At 62.5% G+C, this 17,687-nt stretch carries 20 protein-coding genes and 1 pseudogene; 13 read left to right on the forward strand and 8 right to left on the reverse strand.

Annotation, left to right across the window (positions count from 1 at the left end; genetic code table 11):
• The first annotated feature begins 56 nt into the window (after nucleotides 1-56).
• A complete protein-coding gene (locus tag NP534_RS09270; RefSeq protein ID WP_033698334.1) occupies nucleotides 57-959 on the forward strand; it encodes a LysR substrate-binding domain-containing protein in 903 nt (300 codons plus the stop codon).
• Nucleotides 952-1,311, forward strand: coding sequence for an MmcQ/YjbR family DNA-binding protein (locus tag NP534_RS09275; RefSeq protein ID WP_274098538.1), 360 nt, complete (start codon nucleotides 952-954; stop codon nucleotides 1,309-1,311). Before NP534_RS09270 ends, NP534_RS09275 begins: the two co-directional genes overlap by 8 nt.
• 8 nt (nucleotides 1,312-1,319) lie before the next feature.
• Here the strand turns inward: NP534_RS09275 and NP534_RS09280 are convergent, their stop codons facing one another.
• Both NP534_RS09280 and NP534_RS09285 read right to left on the reverse strand, forming a co-directional pair.
• The gene (locus NP534_RS09280; RefSeq protein ID WP_274098539.1) at nucleotides 1,320-1,724 is read right to left on the reverse strand and encodes a DUF1294 domain-containing protein; all 405 of its coding nucleotides are present in this window, start codon (nucleotides 1,722-1,724) and stop codon (nucleotides 1,320-1,322) included.
• A 1-nt stretch (nucleotide 1,725) separates the two neighbouring features.
• Nucleotides 1,726-2,556, reverse strand: coding sequence for an undecaprenyl-diphosphate phosphatase (locus NP534_RS09285; protein ID WP_274098540.1), 831 nt, complete (start codon nucleotides 2,554-2,556; stop codon nucleotides 1,726-1,728).
• 298 nt (nucleotides 2,557-2,854) lie between these two features.
• On the opposite strand from NP534_RS09285, the gene mcpP reads away from it, so the two are divergent.
• The 11 genes from mcpP to NP534_RS09340 all read left to right on the forward strand — a co-directional run bounded on the left by mcpP (nucleotide 2,855) and on the right by NP534_RS09340 (nucleotide 14,621).
• Nucleotides 2,855-4,489, forward strand: coding sequence for a methyl-accepting chemotaxis protein McpP (gene mcpP, locus NP534_RS09290; RefSeq protein ID WP_274098541.1), 1,635 nt, complete (start codon nucleotides 2,855-2,857; stop codon nucleotides 4,487-4,489).
• A gap of 108 nt (nucleotides 4,490-4,597) precedes the next feature.
• Nucleotides 4,598-5,164 carry a nicotinamide riboside transporter PnuC gene (gene pnuC / locus NP534_RS09295; RefSeq protein ID WP_274098542.1) on the forward strand — a complete coding sequence of 189 codons (567 nt, stop codon included), beginning with the start codon at nucleotides 4,598-4,600 and terminating at the stop codon, nucleotides 5,162-5,164.
• A complete protein-coding gene (locus NP534_RS09300; protein ID WP_274098543.1) occupies nucleotides 5,161-5,712 on the forward strand; it encodes an AAA family ATPase in 552 nt (183 codons plus the stop codon). Before pnuC ends, NP534_RS09300 begins: the two co-directional genes overlap by 4 nt.
• Before the next feature lie 297 nt (nucleotides 5,713-6,009).
• A complete protein-coding gene (locus tag NP534_RS09305; protein ID WP_274098544.1) occupies nucleotides 6,010-6,447 on the forward strand; it encodes a hypothetical protein in 438 nt (145 codons plus the stop codon).
• 1 nt (nucleotide 6,448) lies between these two features.
• Nucleotides 6,449-7,021, forward strand: a complete 573-nt coding sequence (locus NP534_RS09310) for a hypothetical protein (RefSeq protein WP_033698348.1) — start codon at nucleotides 6,449-6,451, stop codon at nucleotides 7,019-7,021.
• Between the two features lie 51 nt (nucleotides 7,022-7,072).
• Complete coding sequence (locus tag NP534_RS09315) at nucleotides 7,073-8,572, forward strand: heme utilization protein (protein ID WP_274098545.1); 1,500 nt, start codon at nucleotides 7,073-7,075, stop codon at nucleotides 8,570-8,572.
• A gap of 64 nt (nucleotides 8,573-8,636) precedes the next feature.
• Nucleotides 8,637-9,317, forward strand: a complete 681-nt coding sequence (locus NP534_RS09320) for a C39 family peptidase (RefSeq protein WP_033698351.1) — start codon at nucleotides 8,637-8,639, stop codon at nucleotides 9,315-9,317.
• Between the two features lie 45 nt (nucleotides 9,318-9,362).
• The gene (locus tag NP534_RS09325; RefSeq protein WP_274098546.1) at nucleotides 9,363-10,130 is read left to right on the forward strand and encodes a hypothetical protein; all 768 of its coding nucleotides are present in this window, start codon (nucleotides 9,363-9,365) and stop codon (nucleotides 10,128-10,130) included.
• A gap of 46 nt (nucleotides 10,131-10,176) precedes the next feature.
• The gene (locus NP534_RS09330) at nucleotides 10,177-11,457 is read left to right on the forward strand and encodes a hypothetical protein (protein ID WP_033698353.1); all 1,281 of its coding nucleotides are present in this window, start codon (nucleotides 10,177-10,179) and stop codon (nucleotides 11,455-11,457) included.
• 137 nt (nucleotides 11,458-11,594) lie between these two features.
• Nucleotides 11,595-13,796, forward strand: coding sequence for an LTA synthase family protein (locus NP534_RS09335; protein ID WP_274098547.1), 2,202 nt, complete (start codon nucleotides 11,595-11,597; stop codon nucleotides 13,794-13,796).
• 96 nt (nucleotides 13,797-13,892) lie between these two features.
• Nucleotides 13,893-14,621: a DUF899 domain-containing protein gene (locus NP534_RS09340; protein WP_274098548.1), complete on the forward strand. Its 729-nt coding sequence runs from the start codon at nucleotides 13,893-13,895 to the stop codon at nucleotides 14,619-14,621.
• 32 nt (nucleotides 14,622-14,653) lie between these two features.
• On the opposite strand, the gene ureG is transcribed toward NP534_RS09340, so the two are convergent.
• From ureG to NP534_RS09370, 6 genes and pseudogenes are all read right to left on the reverse strand, one after another.
• Entirely contained in the window at nucleotides 14,654-15,277 is a 624-nt protein-coding gene (gene ureG, locus NP534_RS09345) for an urease accessory protein UreG (protein WP_033698357.1), read from the reverse strand.
• 11 nt (nucleotides 15,278-15,288) lie between these two features.
• Complete coding sequence (locus NP534_RS09350) at nucleotides 15,289-15,963, reverse strand: urease accessory protein UreF (RefSeq protein WP_274098549.1); 675 nt, start codon at nucleotides 15,961-15,963, stop codon at nucleotides 15,289-15,291.
• On the reverse strand, nucleotides 15,963-16,508 hold the full coding sequence (locus tag NP534_RS09355) for a HupE/UreJ family protein (protein ID WP_033698361.1): 546 nt from the start codon (nucleotides 16,506-16,508) through the stop codon (nucleotides 15,963-15,965). Before NP534_RS09355 ends, NP534_RS09350 begins: the two co-directional genes overlap by 1 nt.
• A gap of 18 nt (nucleotides 16,509-16,526) precedes the next feature.
• A complete protein-coding gene (ureE, locus tag NP534_RS09360) occupies nucleotides 16,527-17,024 on the reverse strand; it encodes an urease accessory protein UreE (protein WP_033698363.1) in 498 nt (165 codons plus the stop codon).
• 10 nt (nucleotides 17,025-17,034) lie between these two features.
• Nucleotides 17,035-17,313: pseudogene (gene ureC / locus NP534_RS09365) on the reverse strand (urease subunit alpha); the annotation flags it as partial.
• A partial coding sequence (locus NP534_RS09370) for a hypothetical protein (RefSeq protein WP_274098550.1) occupies nucleotides 17,271-17,687 on the reverse strand: 417 nt, incomplete at its 5' end. The gene NP534_RS09370 and the pseudogene ureC, both read right to left, overlap by 43 nt.

Consider the following 17,687-nt stretch of genomic DNA (forward strand, 5'->3'; position numbering starts at 1 on the left):
ATAAGCAGGCAAAAATGCGTTAGTTTGTCCCACTGATGGAACAGTGAGAGATTCCCATGCAAGACCTCAATGACCTCTTCTATTTCGCCCGCGTCGTCGAGGCCGGCGGCTTTGCCGCTGCCGGGCGCCAGCTGGGTATCCCCAAGTCGCGCTTGTCACGGCGTATCGCCGAACTTGAAGAACGCCTGGGTACACGCCTGCTGCAGCGCACCACGCGGCAACTGAAACTGACCGCTGTGGGCGAGCGCTACCTGCACCATTGCCAGGCCATGCTGCTGGAAGCCGAAGCCGCCGACGAGGCCGTGGCCAGCATGAGCAGCGAGCCGCGCGGTCGCTTGCGAGTCTCCTGCCCGGTGGCACTGGCCCATGCCTTTTTGCCGGACGTGATCAGCCGCTTTCTCGAACAGTACCCGCTGGTGCAACTGGACATGGTGCTGCTCAACCGCCGAGTCGATCTGATTTCCGAGGGTATCGACGTCGCCCTGCGTGTGCGCGACTTGGGCGATGAGGACCCGGCCCTGGTCACGCGCCGGCTACGCCAGGCTCAGATGCAACTGGTCGCCGCGCCGGGCTTTGCCGATCACATTCGCGAGCCTGGCGAGCTGGCCTCGTTGCCCGTGCTGGGCGCTGCCGAGGCTGACCGGCTGGTGCACTTCCGCCTGTTCGGGCCCAATGGCCGCCAACAGGAAATCGCCCTGGAACCGCGCCTGGCCATCGACGATTTCGTGGTGCGCAATGCCGCGGTACGCGCCGGGCTGGGCTTCACTGCGCTGCCCAGCATGTTCTGCGAAGAGGAACTGGAACGTGGCGAGCTGGTGCGCTTGTTACCCGACTGGCAACTGCCGGGTGGCTATCTGCAGGCGGTGTACCCACACCGGCGCGGTGTATTGCCCGCAGTGCGCGTGTGGATCGATCATCTGGCGGCGTCGTTCGAGGCCTGTGGAGAGCGTTATGTCTGAACGAAAAATGACTGAAGCGCAGGTGGCAGCCTTCTGCCTGAGCCTGCCGGGTGCTCGAGAAGACTATAAATGGGGCGGTATCCGGGTGTTTTCGGTGGCAGGCAACAAGATGTTCGCCGTGCTCGACCTGGCGGGTGCAGGGTTGTCGTTCAAGGTCGCCGATGAGCTTTTTCTGGGCTATTGCGACCGCCCTGGCGTGCGCCCCGCGCCGTATCTGGCGCGGGCGCGATGGATCAGCATGGCGCTCCCTTACCCCATGGGGCGCGACGAGCTGTGCGACCTGCTGCAGCGCTCACACCAGTTGGTGGTGCGGCGGCTGGCGAAGCGCCTGCAGGTGGGGCTGCTGCTCTGATCGAGGCGTCAGAGCCAAGACAACAGGTGGCGCCCGAGGAACAGGTAATCGAGCCAGAACACCTGATGCAGTAGCACAATCCCCCAGAACATCAGCTGATACGACACTTTGCGCGTCTTGTGCCGAAACAGCTGCTGGGCAACCAGTGCGCCGGGCCAGCCACCGCACAGTTCGCTGGCATGCAGCACGTTCTCTGGCGTGCGCCAGGCCTGGGTGCGGGCCTGCTGCTTGTCCTGCCAGTACAGCAGCAGGCTGATCAGGCTCACCGCCGGGTACAGCGCCAAGGGCAGCCAGGACTGATCGTTCCAGGCCATCTGCGCCGCACCCAGGCCCGGTAGCAGGCACAGCACGCCCAACACCAGCAACTTCAGGCGCACGTTGCGTACGCCCTCCTCGTTTTGCGCCCTGGCCATGTCAGCTGTGCGCCGTCGACCAGTCGACCCAGCCAAACTGCCAGGTCGCCAGAATCAGCAGGCCAAAGGCAATGCGGTACCAGGCGAACGCCGCGTAGCTGTGGTTGGCGATGAACTTGAGCAGCGCACGCACGGCGATCATGGCGAAGATGAACGAGGTCACGAAACCGATGGCGAACACCGGCAAATCGCTTGGCTGGAACAGGTCGCGGTACTTGTAGCCCGAATACACCGCCGCGCCGACCATGGTCGGCATCGCCAGGAAGAACGAGAACTCGGTAGCCGCCTTGCGCGACAGCCCGAACAGCAAACCACCGATGATGGTCGAACCGGAGCGCGAGGTGCCGGGGATCATGGCCAGGCATTGGACAAAGCCAATCTTCAAGGCATGGCTCCAGCGCATCTCGTCAACGTGGTCGACCTCCACGCGGTGCTCGCGGCGCTCGGCCCAGAGCATGATCACACCGCCCACTACCAAGGCCGCTGCCACCGTGATCGGGTTGAACAGGTATTCGTGGATCAGATCGGCGAACAGCACGCCCAGTACCACCGCCGGCATGAACGCCAGCAGCAGGTTGCCGGTGAAGCGCCGGGCCGTGGGCTGGCTGGTGAGGCCGAACACCACGTCCAGAATCTTGCGGCGAAACTCCCACACCACGGCCAGGATCGCAGCAAGCTGGATGATGATGTTGAACGCGATGGCCCGTTCGCCATCAAAGCCGATCAAGTCGGCGACGATGATCTGGTGCCCGGTACTGGAGATCGGCAAGAACTCCGTCAACCCTTCGACCACGCCTAAGATGATTGCCTGTAAGGCAGTCCAAAAATCCATCATTCCCCCGATGGAGCGCTGCTGCTTGCAGGCCCCTTGTTCTTGATTTGCTTGAAGTTGCCGCACGCGGCCCGGCTGTTTTACAGCGACTGTTGGGCGCAATGCCAGTGGAAAAGTTCACGCTGCCTAAAGGTTTCATCTTGCGCGGCCGAAATCCTATCAGAGCGGCTTTGCAATGGCTTGCGCCGCCTGCTGCAGAGTACGCCTAGACTAGCACTTAGCCATTAGTCGGGTGGGGGGCTGTCGCAAAGCATGCTTGGATGCACCTGAAGAACAAGAACAAGGCGGGAGTGCCTGGATGAAAACCCTGAGATCGATGTCGATCAGCCGCCGTCTGTGGCTGATCCTGCTGGTGGCAGTTGCCATGCTGGTGGTACTGGGCCTGCTGATGCTGCGCCAGATCCACGGCGACCTGTACCAGGCCAAGGCTGAAAAAACCCGCCATGTGGTGCAGACTGCAGCCGGTGTACTGGCCTACTACCAGGGCCTGGAGGCGGCCGGCAGCTTGAGCCGCGATGCCGCCCAGCAACAAGCGTTGCAGGTGGTGCGCGCGCTGCGTTACGACCACGACGACTATTTCTGGATCAACGACCTGGGGCCGAAGATGATCATGCATCCGGCCAACCCCAAGCTCGACGGCCAGGACCTGTCTGCCATTCGCGACCCCGACGGCTTTGCCGTGTTCAACGAAATGGTCAGCCTGGCCCGCAGCCAGGGCGCCGGCCCGGTCAATTATCGCTGGCCCAAACCCGGCGCCAGCGAGCCGGTAGCGAAAACCTCTTATATCCAGCTGTTCAAGCCGTGGGGCTGGGTCATCGGCTCGGGCGTGTACATCGATGACGTGCAGGCCGAATTCGCCCGGCAATTGCGCGATGCCTCGCTGGTGGGCCTGGGTATTGCCCTGCTGATGGCGCTGCTGGTCATGCTGATTGCCCGCAGTATCGCCCGCCCGTTGCAAGAGGCCGTGCAGGCCATGGGCAACATCGCCAGTGGCGAAAGCGACCTGACCCGGCGCCTGGACACCCACGGCCGCGATGAAATCACCCACCTGGGTGAGCACTTCAACCGCTTCAACGGCAAGCTGCAGGGCGTGGTCGGCCAATTGCAGGGCGCCGCCCACGACCTGGCCCGGTCCGCCGGCCACGTCGGTGACAACGCCGGTGCCGCGCAACAGCACAGTGCCCAGCAGTCACAACAGATGGACCAGGTTGCCACGGCTGTCAACGAAGTGACCTATGCCGTGCAAGACGTGGCCAAGACGGCCGAGCAGGCTGCGGGCGAAATGCGCGCGGCGCAGCAACAGGTGGAGCATGGCCAGCAGGCCATTCATGGCAGCCTCGAACAGATCGATCGCCTGTCGCTGACCATCGACCAGGCAGTCCAGGTGATTCGTGACCTGGCCGGGCACAGCACGCGCATTGGTGGCGTGCTCGACGTGATCCGCTCCATTGCCGAACAGACCAATCTGCTTGCGCTAAACGCGGCCATCGAAGCAGCCCGCGCCGGCGAGCAAGGCCGAGGTTTTGCCGTGGTCGCCGACGAGGTGCGCCTGCTGGCCCAGCGCACGGCCCAGTCCACGGCTGAAATCCACACCATGATCGAGCACCTGCAAGGCCAGTCGGACGCTGCGGTCAGGGCGATCGACACCAGTAGCGAGGCCTCGCGCCAGACTGTCGAGCAGGCCCGTGAGGCCGGTGCCAGCCTGGATGCCATCAGCCAGGCGCTGCATAACCTGACTGCACTCAATGCGTCCATTGCCAGTGCAACCTTGCAACAGTCGCATGTGGTCGAAGAGATCAACCGCAATGTGCTGGACACTGCGGGCTTGTCCCAGCAGACCGCCGAAGCGGCGCGCCAGTCGAGTGATGCCGGGGCGGCGCTGGGGCGGTTGAGCGAGGAGTTGGAGCAACTGTTGCGGCAGTTCCGCGTATAGAGAGGCCTTGCCCTTGAGGGTGCCGCGTTGCAGGTGCGCTGCACCTACTCCTGGCACCCTCGACAAGCTACAATCGCGCCCCTCTTCTCGCCCCTCCAAGGATCGCCGATGTCCGGCCTTGAACTCATCGCCGCCGTACTCGGCGTTACCGCCGTCTGGCTCACCGTCAAGCAGAACGCCTGGTGCTGGCCAATCGGCCTGGTCATGGTACTGATCTATGGCTGGCTGTTCTTCGAGGTAAAACTGTATTCGGGTATGTTGCTGCAGGGGGCCTACGCCATATTGCAGCTGTACGGCTGGTGGCAGTGGAAGCGCCCGGGCCGCTCGCAGGACGCCCGCCAGGTCACGCGCCTGCAAACCCGGGCGATCTGTATCGGCCTGGCCATCGGCGCGCTGCTCAGCGCCGCCCTGGGTGCTGCCATGGCCAACTGGACCGACGCCGCCCTGCCCTGGCTGGACGCCACGCTGACCGGTTTCAGCCTGGTCGCGCAGCTATGGATGGCCCAGAAGCGCCTGCAGTGCTGGGCTTTGTGGGTGGTGGTGGACATCGTCTATGTCGGCCAGTACCTGCATCAGCAGTTGTACTTCACCGCTGGCTTCTTCGCGGTGCTTACCCTGATCGCCGTGCGCGGCTGGCTGGAATGGCGGCGTGACCCGGCACTGGTGCAAGCATGAAGGTGCTGGTGCTGTGCGGGCCGGAATCCAGTGGCAAGAGCTGGCTCAGTGGTGTGCTCCAGGCGCATTTCGGTGGGCGGGTGGTGGCCGAATACGTGCGCCATTTCATCGATCAGGAAGGCCGTGATACTTGTTACGCCGACATCCCCGCCATCGCCCGCGGCCAGCTTGAATGGGAAGACCGCGCCCGCGCGCAAGCCCCAGAGCTGTTGATCCTCGACACCCACCTGCTCAGCAACATGCTCTGGAGCCGCGCCCTGTTCGACGACTGCCCGGCCTGGCTGGAACAAGCCTTGCTTGCTCGGCATTACGACCTGCACCTGTTACTGAGCCCGCAAGGCGTGGACTGGGTTGCCGATGGCCAGCGCTGTCACCCTGATTTGGCCGATCGCCAGCGCTTTTTCGACGACAGCCTGCACTGGTTGCAGCGCCAACGGCAGACCTTTCAGGTGATTGATGGCAATTGGCCGCAACGCCAGTTGCAGGCGCTGCAAACGGTGGCTACGCTGCTTGATAGCGATACGCCAGCCTGCCCGACCGAGTGTTAAGCCCCTGACACACTCAGGTGGGTGATAGTCCCCGCAAATGCGGGGGTTTCCCCCGTTTCGGGGGCAGTGTCAAGTCCGTGAAACACCCTTGCAAAATCCCTCCAAGCCATGCCCATGCTGGCTCCAGCCTCTTCGGCCTCGATAATCTGTATCAGCTCTGATACAGAAAATGCGAAACACTCCCAGCGTGTTGAGCTAACTCATTGATTCAGAATAAATTTCAAAACACGGCACAGCTTCTGCTCTCTTCTTTGCATCGCTGAATCGGACCAGCACGCCAAAGAAGGAATTGCCGTCGTGGGGATACTTGATAAAGGCGTCCATCGCCTCCTGCTAATCGCTTGCATTGCGGGGTCAGGGTTGACCCAGCCCGCCCAGGCCGAAAACGGGATCATCACCATTACCCGCGATGTGCAGACGCGCAACGCAGTCATCCCGCCGATGATTCCCGACCCCACCCCGACCACCGTCAATGCCAACCCCTCCGCGCAGATCCTCAGACAGACCCACGAACTGAGCGACGGTGACTTCGCCAGCATCAGCAGCGGTGCTGGCATCAGTGCCCTGGTCAATCAACAGACCAACAACCTGGGCGGCAATCTTACCAACCAGACACAACTGCCCAACCTCGCCGGGGGACGTGGCTCAGGTTCCGGCAACGGCATCTCGAACATGGTCAATTCAAGCGTCCAGCGCGGCCTGGCCCCGCTGCAAATCTTGACCGGAGGCAAATGAGATGAGGCCTACGCTGCTGCTTCTGGCCACGCTCTGCAGTGCGCCAGCCTTCGCTCAGTCCCCTGTGATCAACAACGCCAGCATCGACAGCTCGGGCAGCCAATACCAGGGCAACCTCACGGTCAACCAGGCGGCCGGCGACCTGCAGCAGCAGGCCAACGCCCGCGCCATCGCTGTGGGGCACGAGGCCAGCGCCACCACCCAGATAAGGCAAAGGCTCGGCAGCCCTGTCGACCGCGCCATGGATGCCAGCTCAAGCATCCAGGGCGATGCTTTCAGCCAAGGCAGCGGCGCGCTGGGGGTCAACCAGAGCGCCGGGGCCGGCACCCAGCAAGCCAACGCACTGCGCATCAGCCTCAGTACTCAACCGCAAAGCATCGACGACAGCGTCCTCATGCAACAGAACGTGGCGCTGCTCAACAACTCCGATCCAACTGACGCCGCATCCGGCCATCGCCAGGTCACCACCAGTGACCAGGCATTCACCGGTAGCCGTGGGGTGATTCAGGTGAATCAGAGTGCCGGGGTGGGAAACCGAATGGCCAACACCCTGAGCATACGGGTCGCGGATTGACCCAATCAGTTAAGAACAACACTTAACCTAAATAAAGTACGGAGAATCACCATGAAACCCTCGATGGCAATCAAGCCTCTGGTTTTCGCAATTGCTGCGGTCATGGCTGTTGCTGTACAAGCTGATCAGAACGACCGGCGTGGCGGGCACCACAATGGTCACCATAACAACGGGCAACACACTCCCCCTCCTACGAGGATCCCTGTGTACGCCACCGCCAATGCCCTCGATAGCCAGAGCAGCACCGACAACAGAGTCACTAACCAAGGCACCATCAACGAAGCCGAAATGAGCAGCTCGGCCACCGGCGCCAGCGGCAACGTCGGGGTCAACGTGGCAGCCGGTAACGGCAACCAGCAAGACAACGCCGCTGCCATCGCCAACGCAGCGTCCGACTCGAGTCTGGATAACAGCTTCGTGTTCGGCACCGCCGAAGCCACTGCCGACGTCCGTCAGCACAGCGACAACAACCGTGTCGACAACTGGTCTACCCAAAACTCCGCAGTGATGAGCGGATCGGGTGATGGCGCCTCCGGCAACGTCGGCGTCAACATTGCGGGCGGCGACCTCAACCAACAGAAAAACACCATGGCGATCGCCAACACCAATGCGCCATTGGGTAATGCCACCGCCACCGCTTCTGCCGACCAGAACGGCCCTGGCCTGACCGTGAACAACAGCGCCGACCGCACCTACCGTGTCGATACGCTGAGCTTCACCACGTCAGCCAGCGGTTCGAGCTCGCGCGACGGTACGTTCACTTCGAGCGATGACCGAAGCTCGTCCTCAAGCTTCAGTGTGGCGGGCGCCCAAAGCGCAAGCTCCAGCGGCTCCAGTGGCTGGAACTCCAGTGGCTCGAGCAGCTCGAACGCCAGCGGCTCCAATAGCTCCAGTGCAAGCGGGTCCAACAACTCGAATGCCAGCGGCTCCGTTGGCTGGAATGCGAGCGGGTCCAACAGCGGCAGTGCTAGCTCGTCCAGCAGTGCCAGCCTGAACGCTACCCTTGCTGCCGCCGCCGATGCCACTCGCACCGTGACCACCGACGATGGCCGTCGTGAACGTACGCGTACCGACAGCTTCGATGGTTCGCTCAATGCGTCGGTCGATGCCTCGATCGACAAGTCGCATGAAAGCGCCTACGACTCCTCGTTCGAGAAAGCGTTCGACTCTTCCTACGACAAAACCAGCAGCTCTTCGTACGACAAGTCTCGCGACTCTTCGTACGAGAAGTCGCGCGACCGTTCGTATGAGAAGGCCCACGATTCTTCCTACGCAAACGCTTCGGAGTCTGCGTATGAAAAATCCGGCGAAAAAACCAAGGAAACCTCGAACGACGTGGCCAAGGCCTACAGCGAAAGCAGCTCGTACGACCTGAGCAATACCGTCTCGTTCCAGGTGCTGACCCCAACTGGCTGGGCTAACCCTGTGACCAACACTGCAACCCTGAGCGGTTCGGTGAATGGTGGCAGCGGCAACCTCGGCGTCAACGTGGCCGCAGGTGTGGGCAACCAGCAAAGCAACTCGCTGGCCATCTCCAACACCTCGTTCTGACGGCTGTGCACGCAAGGCCCCCCTCGGGGGGCCTTTCTTCAACAGAACAAGAAGGCATCCGATCATGCGCATTATTGCCCTGGCGTTGCTGCTGTGCCTGGCCAGCGTGAGCGAAGCTGCACAAATGCCACTGTCCGTGCTGCCGGGCGGCGCGGTGGTATTCAAGCCGATCCAGAGCATTCGCGAGCGCAAGTTCGCCGACCTGGTGCAACAGAAAACCGACTTCAGCTGTGGCGCCGCCGCGCTGGCGACCATCTTGCGCCAGGCCTACTGGCTGGACGTGGACGAACAACACATCATCGAAGGCATGCTGGCGCACGCGGACCAGGACCTGGTGCGTACCCAGGGCTTCTCGATGCTGGACATGAAACGCTACGTGGAAAGCCTGGGCATGCGCGCCCGCGGTTACCGGGTGGCACCCGAAACCCTGACCAGCATACGTATCCCGGTCGTGGTCCTGATGGACATCCGAGGCTACAAGCACTTCGTGGTCATGCAAAAGGTCGACAAGGGCTGGGTGTACATCGGCGACCCGGTACTGGGACACAAGCGCTTCAAGGTCGACGACTTCGTCAAAGGCTGGAACGGCATCATCTTCGCCGTGATCGGCCAGGGCTATGACAAGAACAATGTCTTGCTCGACCCGCCTCTGCCACTGACCGCCAAGGGCCGCGTCAACAACTTCGCCCCGGTGCAGGACGCAGAGCTGATGGACTTCGGCTTCATCAAAAGCGACTTCTTCTAACGACTCTTCTAACGATAAGGGAGCATGACGCTCCGGGAGCAATCAATGAAGACTCCACTCTGGCTAGTCGTGGCATGCCTCGCCGCCAGCCTGCCGACCCATGCCGAGACGTTCAAGCCCATCGAGCTGAAGGACCAGGAACTGGCCAACCTGCGCGGTCGTTATGTGATGCCGGGGCGGATCGTCAGCTTTGGCATTGTCATGACCAGCACTTGGCAAAATGCCAAGGGCGACGTGATCGGCGCATCGTCCACCCTGCAAGTGCAGCAAAACACCATCAAGCCGCAGTTCTACGTGTCGATGATTGACGAAAAAGGCACCGGCGCGGCGCACTCGCAAAGCGCCAGCAGCGCCAGCAGCGCCGCCGGCACCGGCACCGTCACCGGCGGTGGCGGGCTCAACACCACCGAAGGCGTGACCCAGGTCGTGCGCGCAGCGGGCGACAACAACACCGCCTACAACAACGTCGACATCAACGTCACCAAGGCCAACCAGGCGCCCGTGGCGCAGCCGCAGGGCCACGCCCTGGCCGCCGGCTCGACCTTGGTCGGCGAAAACGGTGCGGGGGCATTGAGCGTTTCCTCGACCGGCGTGGGTGTGCAACTCAACATCAATGCCGCCAACAACCAGGGCACTAGTGTGCAGCGCCTGGCCCAAGGTGGCCTGATGCAGAACTCGACGTTGCTCGGCAACGGCAACCAGGTCAGCAACCTCACGTCGCTCAATGTCGTCATGCGCGAGAACGTACCCACCGCCGCTTCACTGAACGGTAGCCTCGACCAGCTCAAAGGTCTTCGCACTCTCGGATACTGATCTACGCTCAGTCTCATCAAAAGTAGTCGGAAGGGACGGCAAATCCATGCACCGATCGTTAACGTTCAGAGCTTTTGTCTGTTTGGCTACCTTGGCCCCGGCCACCTCCCTTTATGCAGCAGCAGACCCACAGGTCGAAGCGCTGAAACAAGAACTGATGGCGTTGAAACAGCGCTACGAAGCACAGCAGCAAGCGTTGATGGTGCTTGAACAGCGCGTTCGCCAGGTCGAGGAAGCGCCTGCGGCGCCGCCCCCCAAACGCCTGACCCGCTCCCCGGCCGAAACGGTCAAAGGTGGCCAGACCGTCGCTGCAGGGGCGCCGGGCACCACCGGCAGCTCCTATGGCCAATCACTCAAGGAAGACGCCGAGCCCGCACAGAGTGTGTCCAACCTGTACGACGAGGCCAGCGGCTTCTTTGGTGGCGGCAAGTTCAGCTTCGAAACCGGCGTTACCTACACCCATTACGACACCCGCGCACTGGTGCTCAATGGTTTTCTGGCACTGGATTCGATTTTCCTCGGCAACATCAACCTCGACCGTATCAAGGCCGACAACTGGACCCTGGACATGACCGCCCGCTATAACCTGGCGCAGCGCTGGCAGTTCGACATCAACGTCCCAGTGGTCTACCGCGAATCGACCTACTCGTCAGGCGGTGCAGGCGGCGCGGCGCCGGTTACCAGCGACGAAACTGTGACCCGCGACCCGGAAATCGGCGACATCAACGTGGGCGTTGCCTACAAGTTCATGGACGAATCAGAAAACTGGCCCGACGCGGTGGCGACACTGCGAATCAAGGCGCCAACCGGCAAGGACCCCTACGGCATCAAGCTGCGCGAGGTGCCAGGCAACGACAACTTGTCGGTACCGGAAAGCCTGCCCACGGGCAACGGCGTCTGGGCGATCACGCCGGGCATCTCGCTGGTCAAGACCTTCGACCCCGCCGTGCTTTTCGGCAGCTTGTCCTACACCTACAACATGGAGGACTCGTTCAGCGACATCAGCCCCCAGGTCAACAGCAAGGTGCCGGGGGACGTGAAGCTCGGTGACTCCTGGCAGATCGGCGCTGGTATCGCCTTTGCCTTGAACGAGAAGATGAGCATGTCGTTCTCCTTCTCTGACCAGTTTGCCCGCAAGAGCAAGATCAAGCCTGATGGCGGCGACTGGCAGTCGATCAGCAACAGTGACTACAACGCGGCCAACTTCAACATCGGCATGACCTTTGCGGCCAGTGACAACCTGACCATCGTCCCCAACCTTTCCATTGGCCTGACCGACGATGCCCCAGACTTCTCCTTCAGCCTCAAATTCCCTTACTACTTCTGACCTGTACCCACCAGCCGGGCCTGCGCAAGCTCGCCCGCTTTTGGTTACCAGCCTTGTAGTGGCCCGCCTTCCCTGGCCCAGCCTGTTATCATTCAGCACAGATGTATGACGATTTAATGGCTAAAGGGAAGTTTTCTGTGAAGAACCTGTTCGACCACCCACGCACCCGGCTCGTCGCTTTGGCGGGCCTGGTGCTGGTGATCCCACTGGGTACGCGCGCCATGCTGGGTTGGTCCAACCCGCTCGGCTATCTGTCCGACCTCGCCCTCGGCAGCCTGCTGGTCTTGCTGCTGCATCGCCGGCCGTGGTGGCTGGCCTTACCGGTGTTGCTGGCCTGGGCCGCACTCTGGGTGGCTTCGGCCGAGTTGGTGAGCGCGGTGGGCAGGTTGCCCACCAGCGCCGACCTCGGTTACCTCGCCGACCCACAATTCATGGAGAATTCCACCGGTGGCGGCCTCGCCCACGGCTGGTTGCCGGGGGTGCTGGCGGTCGGCCTGCTGGCCTGGCTGCTCAGTGTCTGGGGCAGCCGCAGCCAACCTGCCCCTGCCCTGCCGCGCAAGGCCTGGGCAGCCCCGCTGCTGCTGTTTGGTGCGCACTGGGGCAGCCAGCACCTGCTGCCCTCCGACGCCGACCAATGGCGGCAGTACAACCTCTCCCATCAGCTGCTGTCTGCTGGCGTCGGTAACCTGCAACGCCAGGTGCAGGGCTGGATGGGCCACGAACAGGTGATCACGCCGTTGGCCAGCAGCGGCCTGACCCAGTCCGACCTGCATGGCCAGAAGCTGCTCAAGGCGGCGGGCAGCGCCCGCAACCTGCTGGTGATCACCGTCGAAGGCATCCCCGGGGCCTACATTCGCCCCAACCGCCAGGCACTGCACAGCCGTTTCGACGAAGACCTGATGCCAAAGCTCAGCCGCTGGGCCGAGCGCGGCATGAACACCCCGGACTACGTGTTGCATACCCACCAGACCATCCGTGGCCTGTACGCGATGCTTTGTGGTGACTACGACAAACTGGCCAACGGCACCCCCAAGGGTGTCGAACTGCTGACCCAGAACGAACGCAACCAGGCCTGCCTGCCGGCGCAATTGCGCCAGGCCGGGTTCACCACCCACTACCTGCAAGGTGCCGGCCTGCGCTTCATGGCCAAGGACCGCATCATGCCGCACATCGGCTTTGACTCGGTGCATGGCCTGGAATGGTTCCGCAACAAGAACTATCTGGACTTCCCGTGGGGCAAGGACGACCGTGCCTTCTTCGAAGGCGCCCTGGACTACGTCGGCCAGCTTCGAAAACAGGACAAACCCTGGATGCTGACCTTGCTCACCGTCGGCACCCACCAGCCCTATTCGGCACCGGCCGACTACCTTGAGCGCTACGACACGCCCAAGCAGGCTGCGGTCGCCTACCTGGACGACGCGATCGGCGCGTTTCTCGACAACCTCGAACGCCAGGGTGTGCTCAAGGACACCTTGGTGGTGGTGACCTCCGACGAGTCCCACGGCATCGATGGTGTGCGCCTGGCGTCGTCCTGGGGCTTCAACCTCACCCTGGCACCGGAGCAAGCGCAACTGCCGCACATCAAGCGTGGCACCTATGGCCATATCGACCTGACCACCTCTCTGCTCGACTACTTCGCCTTGCCGATCCCGGTCGCGCTGGGCGGGCGCTCGCTGTACCGCGACTACGACACGGGCCGCGAAATGATCTCCTACACCAACGGCATGCTGCGCTACCACAACGGCCAGGGGGTGTTCACCGAGTGCGACTTCCAGCAGCGTTGCCGGCGCTATGCCAGTGAAGGCTTCATCGCCGACCAGGCGCGCTACCTCGGCCCTGGTGACAACATGCTCGGCCAGCAGATCGTCAGCCTGGCCGGGGTACTCGACCAGTCGCTGCTGCAAACGCCGCTCAACCTGCGCTACCAGTTCGGCGGCCCTTCGCCAATCCAGCTGCGCAAACGCATTCACGATGACTGGGCCGACAACCTGATCGGTGCCCAGTACCTGGAGATGCCCGAGGGCTCGCATACCCGTGTACGGGTCAAGGTGCGTTCACTGGACCCGCGACGTGTGGCTTACATCAAGCTCAAGGCCAAGCAACTGGAACAGGACGTGCCATTGGGGCTGCCCGAAGAGATTCGGGTGACGGCGGACCAGCCGCTGGAAATGGAGTTCGGCTTCGACAACCCGACCGAGCGCAAGGCGTTTTCCTTCCATTTGCTGGGCTATGGCGGCGGTGCGGTCGAGGTCAGTGACTTCAGCGTGATTACCGCATTGCCCGGGGAAGACAACGTGCAGGACGAACTGGCCGAAGGGCATATCGCGCATTCGGGCTGACGGCAAGCCCACCGTTCATCGCTCGGCCATCGCTGCCTGTCGATCCGGCCGAGCGCTGCTCGACTAGTGCTGAAACCCTTTCGCGGAGTCAGCGCCATGAGCACGCATGAAAACAGGCATGAGGTGGTATCCCGCAGCCAGTGGCTGGCCGCACGGCGGCAACTGTGGCTGCACGAAAAAGCCTTCACCCATCAACGCGACGCGTTGGCCGCAGCCCGTCGCGCCCTGCCCTGGGTCAAGGTCGAACAACCCTATCGCTTCCAGGGCCCCGCGGGCGAGCTGAGCCTGGCTCAGCTGTTCGCCGGCCGCAGCCAGTTGCTGCTCTATCACTTCATGTTTGTCGAGGGTTGGGATGAAGGCTGCCCAGGCTGCTCGTTCCTGGCCGACCATTTTGACGGCGCCAACCTGCACCTGGCGCATCACGACGTGTCACTGGTGGCCGTGTCGCGGGCGCCCTACGCTGAATTCCAGGCGTTTCGCCAACGCATGGGCTGGCAGTTTCCCTGGTACTCGTCGGCGGGCAGCGGCTTCAACGCAGACTTTGGGGTCAGCGTTGGCAGCGAAGGCCCTCGGCAGTACAACTATGAGCCCTACGCCGGCAGTGAAAGCGAGCTGCCAGGGCTGAGCGCGTTTTATCGGGACGATGACGGCAGCGTTTACCACACCTACTCGACCTATGCCCGTGGGTTGGACATTCTGGTCAATACCTACAACTTTCTCGACATCGCGCCATTGGGGCGCAATGAAGCCGGGACCATGGACTGGGTGCGGCACCATGATCGCTATGAAGGGCAGCCTGGCACGGCGCATTGCTGTCACGATTGAATGTTGGGGCCGCAAAGCGGCCCCCTGTATTTTCAGCCCCGCACGCCAAGCATGCCGCGTTCGATGATGAAATCGATCACCGCCTGCAAGCCCTCACCCTTCTTGAGGTTACTGAAGGTCCAGGGCCGCTGCGGGCGCATGCGCTGGGTATCGCGCTCCATCACTTCCAGCGAAGCGCCGACATACGGCGCGAGGTCAGTCTTGTTGATCACCAGAAAGTCGGACTTGGTTATGCCAGGCCCGCCCTTGCGCGGAATCTTTTCACCCTCGGCAACATCGATCACGTAGATGGTCAGGTCAGCCAGCTCCGGGCTGAACGTGGCACTTAGGTTGTCGCCACCGCTCTCCACGAAGATCACTTCAAGGTTACCGAACTTGCGCGCCAGGGCTTCCACCGCCGCCAGGTTCATCGAGGCATCTTCGCGTATCGCCGTGTGCGGGCAACCGCCGGTTTCCACGCCAACAATGCGCTCGGGCTCAAGGGCGCCGGCTTCGGTGAGGATGCGCTGGTCTTCCTTGGTGTAGATATCGTTGGTCACTACGGCGATCTGGTAATGATCGCGCATGGCCTTGCACAGGGCTTCGAGCAGCGCGGTCTTGCCAGAGCCGACCGGGCCGCCGACACCGACGCGCAGGGGTTGTTGATAGCTTTGCATGAAGGCAGTCCTCAGGAGCGGAACAAACGGGTGTATTGAGTTTCATGACGCGATGAAGCGATTGCCAACAACGGCAGGCCGCCACCGAGCTGGTCATCGCTCAGGGCCAGGGCATGGTCGAGCACAGCAGGCAGCGCTTGGCCAAGGTCGCGGAGCAAGGTTTGCGCCGCCTGCTGGCCGAACGGCACCAGCTTGACCCCGGCCATGACCGCGCCCTCCAGCCAGGCAAAACCAAGGCCCAACGCCAACTGGCGCAGCGGGATCGACCAGTGCGCGCCAAGCCAGGCCATGCCGCCCAGTTGTGTGAGTTCAAGGCTGGCCCGCCAGGCCGGAGCCTGCCCCAGTTGCCAGCCATCGAGCAGGCGCGCCAGCGCCGAACCGCGTTGCTGTTCTTCCAGGCGCAGCTCGGCGGTTTCGCGGTTGGCCAGCAGAAAGCGGCTCCAGTGGCTGAATGCATCGGCATCTGCGCCCAGACAGGCCTGATACAGGCGCGCCAGCACGGGCCAGTCGATGCAGCCCAGGGTGTCGTGCAGTTGCTCGCGTTGCCAGGCGCTGAAGCTGCCGATATCTCGTACCCAGCCCGCTTCGACCGCCCACTCAAGGCCTTGCGAGTAGGTGAACCCACCCACCGGCAAACCTGGGCTGGCCAGTTGCAGCAGGCGCAGCAGCGCCAGGTCGCTGTCCATCAACCGGCCAGTACCAGTGCGGCGCCGGCCAGCAGGCCACCACCAAAGGCTTTTTGCAGGCCGCTGTGGCGGCGCAACAGGCAACCGACCGCGAACCCGGCCGCCAGCAGCAGGCCACTGACCGCCACAAAGCCTGCACTGAACTGCCAGAACGCGCTGGGCGTGGCCTCTACACCATGCGCCCAACCGTGGAACAAGGCGAACACCGGCATGGCCAGCGCCAGCAACAGCTGGCGGCTGGGCAGCAACAGGGCGCCTGCAGCCACCAGCAACGACACGCTGATCATTGCCTCCATGCCCAGCACATCGCCAAACAGATGGCCGCACACCGCGCCCGCGAACATGGCGGCCAGGGTTGCCAAGGGCAACGCCAGGTTGCGTCGGGTCAGCGCGGCGAGCACGCCGGTGCCCAGCAGCATCAGCAGATGATCGAGGCCGGTCAGCGGGTGCAACAGACCATCCTGCAAGGGGTTGTTGTCGTGGCCCGGGTGGGCGAAGGCCGGCAGGGCCAGCATCAGCAGAAACAGGGCGAAAGTCTTTTTCATCGGTTGCTCCAGGGCAGTTCAGGAATGGGCAGGCAGGCGCACGAACGGGTGGTCGTGGCCATGGCTGTGGCTATGCGGTGCGCTCTGGTAGGCGCCGGCCTCGGGTTCAAACGGTGCCTGCTCGGTGACCACCGTCAGGCCCAGGCCACGCAGCATGTCGTCGAGCACATAGTCGTGCTGGTAGCGCAACAGGCCGGGCTCGATCTGCAGGGGTACATGGCGATTGCCCAGGTGGTAGGCCGCGCGCGCAAGCAAGTGCGGGTCGGCGCAACGCACCGTCGAGACCGTCTCGGGCGCGGCCAGCACCCGGATGACCTGGCCGCCGTCGGCATCGGCCAACAGTTCACCGCCGCGCAGCAAGTGGCCGCGCGCGAGCATAAGCCCGGCGTCACGGCCATCGTCCAGGGTCACCCGCAAACGGCTCTTGATGCGGCTGTCCACATCCAGGGTGACGGTGCCGGTGACGGTTTCGGGAAGCGCGCCAAGCGCGGTAATCCGACGATTCAGGACTATCATCTGTGCTCCTTCAGAACAGAAAGTAACGCTGGGCCAGCGGCAGTTCGCGGGCCGGTTCGCAGACCAGCAGCTCGCCATCGGCACGCACCTGGTAGGTTTGCGCATCGACCTCGATGACCGGCTGCAAGGTGTTGTGGACCATGTCGGCCTTGCGCACGCGCCTGCAGCCATGGGCCACACCAATCAGGCTGCGCAGGTTCAGCTCCTCGGCCAGGCCGCGGTCCATGGCGCTCTGAGACAAAAACGTCATGCGCGTGGCATGGCGCGCCGCCCCCAGGGCGCCGAACATTTAAGCTTTACGAGAGGCGGAAGTTCGTCGAATGCTCCAAAAATATTAGCCGGAATGAACTGTCCCTTTGATACCACTAGACGAATGTCGGGTCTGATTTCCGATACCTGTTTCCTAGGGGGTGGCCATGATGACTCTTCGTCTGGAAATGGAATGCTTACGACCTTCGGCCACTCGCCGCTCTCCATGGGCTTTCGTATGGTCAGGACATCCTGGCAGGAGGTTAGATCGGCAAAATTTGCAGTGTCTGATAATATCTCTCTAGAGATTATAGGGAGAATTGCTATGTCGGGGTCTTGATATGCTCGAATATAACCGTAAAGTGGTTCTTGTCTTGATAATGGAACTGCAAATACATCGCCTGCGGTAATTAT

Origin of the sequence: Pseudomonas sp. 39004, assembly GCF_028682155.1 — a bacterium.
In the GTDB taxonomy this organism is placed as follows: Bacteria; Pseudomonadota; Gammaproteobacteria; order Pseudomonadales; family Pseudomonadaceae; genus Aquipseudomonas; species Aquipseudomonas capeferrum.